The organism is Okeania sp. SIO2C2 (assembly GCF_010692625.1).
Taxonomy (GTDB): domain Bacteria; phylum Cyanobacteriota; class Cyanobacteriia; order Cyanobacteriales; family Microcoleaceae; genus Okeania; species Okeania hirsuta.
In genome coordinates, this window is sequence record NZ_JAAHGM010000081.1 from 19,418 (window position 1) to 27,818 (window position 8,401).

The following is an 8,401-nucleotide window of genomic DNA, read 5'->3' on the forward strand; positions in this document are numbered from 1 at the left end:
TCCCTACTAAAAGACTTTTGAGCGCAAACCCTACTTAACCTCCTCATTAACAGGAAAACGGTCTATCAACTGCATCGCCCGATCAGCATTCCGTCGCAAAACATCAGATAAATGAGGCACATGAGGAATCTGAGAAAGAAAATCCAAAGTCCGACGTAAAATCCGGACAACATCACCCTCATCCAGACTCGTATTTTCCACCAACACCTGCCATTCCACCTCCAGTGCCCACTGTTCGACCAAACTAATCAAATCCCTCTCTAACCAAACAGGTAAAGTTACCCGATACCGACGCTGCACCTGAAATAACTGATGTCGTAAACTACGCAAACCACCTAAAGCATCCTCTACCTCCATAGACAAATCATAACGCGACCAACTATCAGGTCTACTAATCTCAGTCACCAGAGCAGCACAAGCAGCAGCCAAATGATGAGGGTCAAGTGAATCAAGAACACCAGACATCAACGCCAAACCAAGCCATAATTCATTATCACCTCGGATCGCCGCACAAGCTTGACCAATTTCCGTAGGCACAACTTCATGCAGACAACCAAAATATTGCAAAATTTCAATGAGATTGAGAAACTCCTGCCAGTGGCGAGCTAACTTATCTTCTAACTCAGTTTGGCGATCGCCTATTTCCATCTCCAATATTCCCATTCGTCGCCAACCCTTTAACAAAATACGAGGACTTCCCCATTCCTTCAACGGATGTTCCTGAATATTTACTTCCACCGTTGCCACTTTCTGCATTTGTACCAAAACTTCTGGAGCATCTATTGGTAGAGGTACCTCTGGAATTTGTTCAGATAAACTCAGATAAATTTCATCTGCCTTGCGACATTGCCCTAACCTAAAATCTATCTCAGCAGGCAACTCCATCTGTTCTACCGCCACTAAGCGGGGTACATCTGGGTGTAAACCGACAACATCCATTGCTGCCACAACATACCATCGATTATCCTTACCCAAACACACATAGTAAGAAGACTGACCAGAACCAGGAATTTTAGCAACTAAAGCAGCAGCAATAGGTTTAGCATCAGACCTCTTCGCAGTAGGAACGTGCTTTCCCTTTAAACTCATAATAGTTCCCGATAGAGCAAAAGACAAAGACAAAGACATCTCCTTAATGCGATTTTCATCTGCTTGCCTTTGCAAAATTTTCAGCAGTCGTTTTTCTTCCTTTACTCTTTCTAGTATCTTCTCATAATCTCTCAGCAACTGCTCTAAATTTACCAAATCATTCTCTTCATAAATCCCTAGTTTATTTTGCAAAGATGTCAACTCTGCCTCTTTTTGCTCAATCTCTATCCGTTCTTCTGCCAAAGAAAGAGTAGATAAATATTGACCAAAACTACGTTCGACTAACTCCTTTGCTTCCTCCAAAGTATGAGTTTGTAGCAAATTCAGCACCATACCATAACTAGGAGTAAACTGACTAACCAGGGGGTCAGCTTCTGAAGTTGCTAAATAAGATGCCTCCTTCGCACCCTCAAACCTAGTCTGGACAGTTAAAACGTAACCTTGAACATCCATCCCCCGGCGTCCAGCTCTACCTGCCATTTGCAGAAATTCTGATGGTTTTAGCAATCTGTGGCCTTCATCCGTGCGTTTGGAGAGGCTAGAGATTACAGTAGTACGAGCTGGCATATTAATTCCAGCAGCTAAGGTTTCAGTGGCAAATACTACTTTGATTAAACCTAGCTGAAATAATTCCTCGACTAATCCTTTCCACACTGGTAACATTCCAGCATGGTGGGATGCTATTCCTTTGCTTAGGGGTTCGAGTTTTTTAGAGTGAGTTAGGTCTGGGTTACTATTGAGGAATTTTTGAATTAAATTTTGCAGTTGAATTTTTTCTGTTTCGTCCAGCAAAGTAAGATTGCTGACTTGTGCTATTTCTGCCACTGCGCGATCGCAACCTCGACGGCTAAATATGAAGTAGATAGCTGGTAACATATCCCGCTCTTTGAGTTGAGATAAAACTGCCGGCAATATTGGTTCTAATTGTTTTTCTCTTCTATCTCTACCTACTATATGTCGATTTTTAGGCTTGAGCAAGGGATTTACTCTTTTTTGGTTATTGCTCAGTAGAGGAAATAGACCTTTGCTGTTAGAAAAATTAAATTGGAGAGGTACTGGCCGAAAATCAGAGTAAATCAGTTCAGTTGGCCCATGTACTTTATTGATCCAATCTGTAAGCTGGTCGCTGTTGGCTACTGTAGCGGAGAGAGCTAATAGTTGAATTTCTGATGGACAATAAATTATTAATTCTTCCCATACTGTGCCTCGTTGGCGATCGTTCATGTAGTGGCATTCGTCCAAGACTACGGCTTCTACTTTTTCTAGAGATGTGCCTATTTCTCCTATGGGGGTGCCATAGAGCATATTGCGGAAGACTTCTGTAGTCATTACTAGGACTGATGCTTCCCTGTTAACGGAGGTATCTCCGGTGACTAACCCTACTTTGTCTGCTCCAAATTTGTCCCGGAAGTCCCGCAATTTTTGGTTTGACAGAGCTTTGAGGGGTGTGGTATAGAATACTCGTCGTCCGCGACTTAGGGCACGGTAGATGGCGTATTCTCCAATTAGAGTTTTGCCTGAGCCGGTAGGGGTACAAACAACTACGGATTTTCCAGCGTTTACGGCGATGATCGCCTCTTTCTGGAAGTTGTCTAGTTCAAATGGAAATAAGGTCTTCAGATCCAGCTGTCGGCTGTTCTGGGTTGAGTATGACACTAATGTTTATTTTCTTGACTTTATACAGGTTTTGTGATATTGCCTATTCTGTTTTTTTTAATTAACGAGTAAAAAATAGACTTTATCTTTTAATTTTAACTACATCTCTCAAATTGACACTCTCACCATTAAATCGGAGATTCTTGTATCAAAGATTCGCAAACTAGATAACAAATCAAATAAACTGAATTGTACCCCCGCTACTACCATCTCCACAAGCTTTCTTGCTCCGTCTTGACCCGGAGGTTCCCTCAGCGCATACGGTGCGCTTTTTTCTAATCACTTTTGCAGCAGCTACATCCTGATTCAGTTGATAACCACAGTTGCTGCAATTATGTTTTCTATCAGACAATTTCTTCTTCTGAATATGCCCACATAACGGATCTTCAAGAGAGGTATAATTATTGTCAACTTCGGAATAGTACTTACCGAATAATTAATAATTAATAATTAAATAATTCGCGCCTTGAAGCCTCCCCTTTTAAGAGGAAAAAAAGCGGTCGTTGCGTAGCTTCCCGTAGGGTGGGATGGATGGGTTTCCTAACCATATCCAATCGACCAAGAGAAGAAATAATATTTCCTTATATTCAATTCCGTAACGGTTAAAACCCGAGGTAATTATCAATTATCCATTATCAATTATCAATTAATGAACTCGTTTCCAGCAAACATAAGGCAATATTTCGTTGATAAACTGACCAATTCCAGAATCCAAGGATTGTTTTCTAACAATACCTTGAGACCAAGATTTAAAATTCATATCTTCAACAAAAATATTGTCTGTAAAATCGCAAAGTTGATGAGCTAGTTTGAAATGCCAATCACGTCTAGTATTAGCTATTTTTTCATGTAGTCTAGCTATTTTATTCTGGAGTTTTAACCAGTTATTTGAGCCTCTTATTTTCTTCTTAAGTCTTCTTTGCAGCAACCTCGCGCGTTCCCTTGCGCCTGGAGGCGACGCGGGGTCGCTCGCCAATTGTAGGGGCGAATGGCCATCTACCCCTACCGCAGTGAACTCAATAAAAACTTAGGAGATTTGATTAACTTTCCAGTGGAAGTAGCTACAAAAGATTCTATTTCTGCATCAATGCCTAATGACCTTTCACCTACTGGATTATCTGGGACTGATTATGATGAAGTAAAGGTAATCATCAGATAATAACCACTAGTTTTTTTGACTATCCTGGCTTGTTTAGCCACCATTTATTCTGGGTATGATCTGCTTTGCTTTAATTTAATCCACCCCAATTGAGGTAACTTGAATCTACAGCAACCCAGACAATTTTTCAGCATGGCAGGAAAGACAAAGCTTCTCATCCTTTTCTTAAATCTTGGAAAGCCTTTGCCTAAACTTTTCATCTCAGAAAATGCCCTGTCTAATTGTTTTAAAGTTTGTTGTAAAACCTGAGCATTTGCTGATTTTAATCTAGGATTAGTTTTCTTAGCTATTGTTAAGTTTTTTGCTTGATGATTGTAATTAGGATAAGGGGCCTCAGCAGGAATAATATACTCAGAAATAATTGAACAACTACTAATTGATGATTTTCTCGAATTTAACCAGTCTTTTCGTTTTCTTAAGGCATAGTTATATACACTTTTACAGACATCAAGAATGTGATTAATTTCTGCCTCTTGATGCTGAGTTGGTTTCAGCTTGTACTGGTAAGTTAAAGTAATCAACTTTGTTATTCAACTTCTAAGTAAATACTATTTAATTATAACACAAAATATGCACAGCCTTGACAACTACTAGAAAATTAAGCAAATTAGAAGAAAATTGGGAAAATAGCCTGAAAATTGGCTCTAGAAAATCCACAAAAATTACTGAATTTTTGACTTAAAAAAAGTAGCATGACAATAGGAACTAAAACTCCAAAAATAGTAGTAGTTGGTGCTGGTTGGGCTGGTTTAGGAGCCACTCACCACCTGGCCAAAAATGGCTATGACGTTACACTCCTAGAAGCTGGCCCTTATCCCGGTGGTTTAGTCGCTGGTTGGAAAACTCCCGGAGGCCGTTCTGTAGAAGTGGGCATACATGGTTTTTGGTATCCTTACCATAACATATTTTCTCTTGTCAAGAAATTAAACCTCGCTCCTTTCACTCCCTGGACTCGTTCAGCTCAATATTCTCCTGCGGGGTTAGAGGTAGAATCACCTATTTTTCAAGACTTACCACTTTTACCAACACCTCTTGGTACCTTTATTTATACTCAATTTAAACGATTACCTTTGAGCGATCGCCTTTCTGCTCTCCCACTGCTTTATTCTGTAATAGATTTTGATAATTCGGATGAAGCTTGGCGAAGATATGACTCAGTAACAGCGAGAGAATTATTCAAACAATATGGCGTGACAAAAAGATTATATGATGATGCTTTTAATGCCATGTTATTAGTTGGTTTATTTGCTCCGGGAGAACAATGTTCGGCGGCTGCTGCATTGGGAATGTTATATTATTTTATCCTAGCTCACCAAGCAGATTTTGATGTAGTTTGGTGTCGCGGAACTGTAGGAGAAATGATATTTAAACCTTGGGTAGAAAATATCGAAAATCTAGGTGGAAAAGTTCTGACAAAACAGCGAGTTACTGACTTAATTGTTGATGATAATGACAAAGCAACAAAGGTTATTTGTGAAGACCAAATATTTGAAGCAGATGCGGTGATTTTTGCTGTTGGTATTAGTGGGATAAAAAAGATTCTGGCAGGCAGTGAAGCTCTGCAAAGTCGTCAAGAATTTAGGAATATTAATAATTTAGGTGGAGTTGATGTATTAGGAACTAGATTATGGTTCGACCGAAAAATTTCAATTCCTCGTGCTTCTAATGCTTGCTTTGGATTTGATACAACTACAGGCTGGACGTTTTTTGAATTGAATACTTTACATGATGAATTTCGCCATGAACCAGGAACAGTTGTAGAAGTAGATTTTTATCATGCTAATCAGTTTTTGCCTTTGAGTGATGGGGAAATTATTAAAATGGTACAGACATATTTAGCAACTTGTATTCCAGAATTTATAGAAGCAGAAATTATTGACCAAAGTGTGGTTAGAGTTAGAGAAGCTGTCACTCACTTTTTTCCTGGTAGTTATCAATATTTACTTCCTACTAAAACAAGTTTTGACAATGTATTTATGAGCGGAGATTGGATTGCTAATCGTCATGGTTCATGGTCTCAAGAAAAAGCTTATGTGACAGGTTTAGAAGCAGCTAATTTAGTAGTAGATAAGTTTAAATTAGGACAGAAAGCTAATATTATTCCCGTGGAAAAAGATGAGGAGCATATTCAATTTGCCAGGACAATTAATAAATCGGTTAGAGAGATAGGAAAATCAATATTTCCTAATATTTGGTTGTAATATAGCAGTTTCCAAGAAGCGTGAGGTACAAAACTCTAGGCAACAGGCAACAGGCAACAGGCAACAGGCAACAGGCAACAGGCAATAGGCAATAGGCAATAGGCAACAGGCAATAGGCAATAGTGAAGTAAAGACAAGAGTGTACCTCATGCTTACTGAGAAACGCTATATAGCGGTTTTCACCCCTATGAGGTACATCAACGATCCCCCTAGATCCGCCTTAAAAAGGGGGACTTCCGGTCTCCCCCCTTGTCAAGGCAGGGTCAATTTATTGACAAACTTTATTGTCACGCTTAGAAAAATTAATAGGGAGATGGGGACTGTGGGGACTCACCCCTCGCACCTCCCCCTCCCTGGAGGGGAATTTGGGGAGATGGGGAGATGGGGAGATTCTTATATAGCAATGTGCGCTGGCATATTTACACATTATTTTTTGTACACCTTTTCGCTTACTGCACTTTGAGCTGGACATTGTAAATACCTGAGCGCTCATTGCTATATTTGCACAATTAAATGTATTTCATATCCATATAAATATTCTCTGACCACAATGAATTAGCCCTGCCCTTGTCAACGGGCAGGGTCAATTTATTGTCACGCTTAGAAAAATTGATAGGGAGATGGGGAGTGTGGGGACTGTAGGGAAATTTGTATATTTGCACAATTTTTTGTATTTCATATTACAGAACTTTTTAGAATAATGAGGTATTTATTCAAAGATTTATCTTTTTTTCCCTACTCTTTTCCCTACTCCCTACTCCCGAAAGTCCTAAAATTTTGTACCTCATCAACTCCAAAACTGCTGTAATATTCTCTGACGACAAAGAATTAGCCCTGCCATCAACGGAGGTGGTGAAAATTGTCTGGGGTTTGTAGACATGGAGTGGCCGGTTGTTGACTATCCATAAGCAATTAGACCTTCAGCATAGCTGCCTTCTTCAAAGCAGTCGAAGGAAAGGAGACCGACAGAGCAAAAGCTGAAAACTCAGACAAAGCAATATTTTTCCCTCTTCCCTCTTCCTTCTTCTCTCTTCCCTCTTCCCTTCCCTCTTATAGCAATGAGCGCTGGTATATTTACAAATTGTAGTAGGGGCAAAAGAGCTAGAAGTCTTATATGATTCCTACGGAATGCTTGCGCAAACGGCAATTTATTCCCCCTGTTCCCTGTTCCCTGTTGCCTGTTCCCTGCGCACAGCGCTATATATCATGTTCGGACGGGTCAGTTATAAATAAAACAGGACTTACGCATTTTAATGGGAAAAAACTATATATACCATAGTGCTATAGTTTTTATCTACTATATGTAGTGTCTTTGCGTAAGTCCTGTAAAATTTAAGGACTGATAGTACCGACAGTACCAAAGAAATACTGAAATTATCAATACTATTGTGCAATATTTCATAAGCATTCCTCCTTTCTTCTCTCCTGACTCCTGAGGACTGACTCGGTCCTCCTCACAACAGTTATAGCAATGTGCGCTGGCATATTTACAAATTACAGTAACTGTCCAATAGCTAAAAGCCTGATATTATCGGTTTTTTATTCCCCCTTCCGGAGCTGTTGCCTGTTGCCTGTTGCCTGCGCACAGCGCTATATTTATAAGTAGGGCTTACTGATTAAATATCAAAGCATTTACAGATAAAGGTTGTAGCCTTTTTAGGGTCGAATTGCAGTGCGCCTGTTTCAGTCTAAAACACTCAAAAAGTTAGTATTTTAGGCTCATAGTGGGGCAGAAAAATCCCAAATTGACAAAACTTATACCAATTTGATAAATGTTTGCTACAAATAGCTAGGATATTTCTTAGGAGTCAGTCCTCAGGAGTCAGGAGTCAGAATGAATAGTATTTAAAGCGTTTTTTAGATCGGAAATCATCGTTTTTGTCAAAGGGCATATCCTGCATTTTTCTTTTTATTCTTCTTACTATTCGTAACATTCTTTTTTCACGCTTGGTATTAGCTCCTACCTCCTCGCTCCCGACCCTTTTCTCCTGTCTTCCCCTCCACGGTCGGGGGAGGGGCGAGGGGTGGGTTGTCTCCTACCCTCACCCATAAGACTTTTTCAGCAAACCCTAAGTATTCAACCGTTAGCGTAGCTCCTCCGGAGGGGGAACATGATATTACTTCTTCTGTCTTCCCTCTTACTTCTTCTCTCTTATCTCTTCCCTCTGCTATAGAACCCATTTGAGATCTATATAATTATGGTTCTCAAGTCTTTTCGCGCATCAATTTTGACCGAAAATCATCAGCAAGGAGTTGAATTTTTTGTATTATCTCTGCCCACATCTTCCCTCTTCCC

6 protein-coding genes and 1 pseudogene are annotated in these 8,401 nt (G+C 39.9%); 2 read left to right on the top strand and 5 right to left on the bottom strand.

Features of this window, described 5'->3' with window-relative positions:
* Positions 1 to 30: 30 nt before the first annotated feature.
* The 3 genes and pseudogenes from F6K18_RS32325 to F6K18_RS32335 all read right to left on the bottom strand — a co-directional run bounded on the left by F6K18_RS32325 (position 31) and on the right by F6K18_RS32335 (position 3,673).
* Positions 31 to 2,745 (bottom strand): RNA helicase, encoded by a 2,715-nt coding sequence (locus tag F6K18_RS32325; RefSeq protein WP_287527068.1) that lies wholly within the window; start codon positions 2,743 to 2,745, stop codon positions 31 to 33.
* 175 nt (positions 2,746 to 2,920) lie between these two features.
* Positions 2,921 to 3,166 (bottom strand): annotated as a pseudogene (locus F6K18_RS32330) (zinc ribbon domain-containing protein); the annotation flags it as partial.
* 225 nt (positions 3,167 to 3,391) lie between these two features.
* Complete coding sequence (locus F6K18_RS32335) at positions 3,392 to 3,673, bottom strand: transposase (RefSeq protein ID WP_287527070.1); 282 nt, start codon at positions 3,671 to 3,673, stop codon at positions 3,392 to 3,394.
* A 60-nt stretch (positions 3,674 to 3,733) separates the two neighbouring features.
* Between F6K18_RS32335 and F6K18_RS32340 the strand changes: the two genes are divergently transcribed.
* Complete coding sequence (locus tag F6K18_RS32340) at positions 3,734 to 3,904, top strand: hypothetical protein (protein ID WP_287527072.1); 171 nt, start codon at positions 3,734 to 3,736, stop codon at positions 3,902 to 3,904.
* 44 nt (positions 3,905 to 3,948) lie between these two features.
* Here the strand turns inward: F6K18_RS32340 and F6K18_RS32345 are convergent, their stop codons facing one another.
* Positions 3,949 to 4,425, bottom strand: coding sequence for a helix-turn-helix domain-containing protein (locus F6K18_RS32345; protein WP_287527073.1), 477 nt, complete (start codon positions 4,423 to 4,425; stop codon positions 3,949 to 3,951).
* 171 nt (positions 4,426 to 4,596) lie between these two features.
* Between F6K18_RS32345 and F6K18_RS32350 the strand changes: the two genes are divergently transcribed.
* The gene (locus tag F6K18_RS32350) at positions 4,597 to 6,105 is read left to right on the top strand and encodes an FAD-dependent oxidoreductase (protein WP_287527075.1); all 1,509 of its coding nucleotides are present in this window, start codon (positions 4,597 to 4,599) and stop codon (positions 6,103 to 6,105) included.
* A 1,953-nt stretch (positions 6,106 to 8,058) separates the two neighbouring features.
* Here F6K18_RS32350 and F6K18_RS32355 read toward each other — a convergent pair.
* A complete protein-coding gene (locus F6K18_RS32355) occupies positions 8,059 to 8,286 on the bottom strand; it encodes a hypothetical protein (protein WP_287527076.1) in 228 nt (75 codons plus the stop codon).
* Positions 8,287 to 8,401 lie beyond the last annotated feature (115 nt).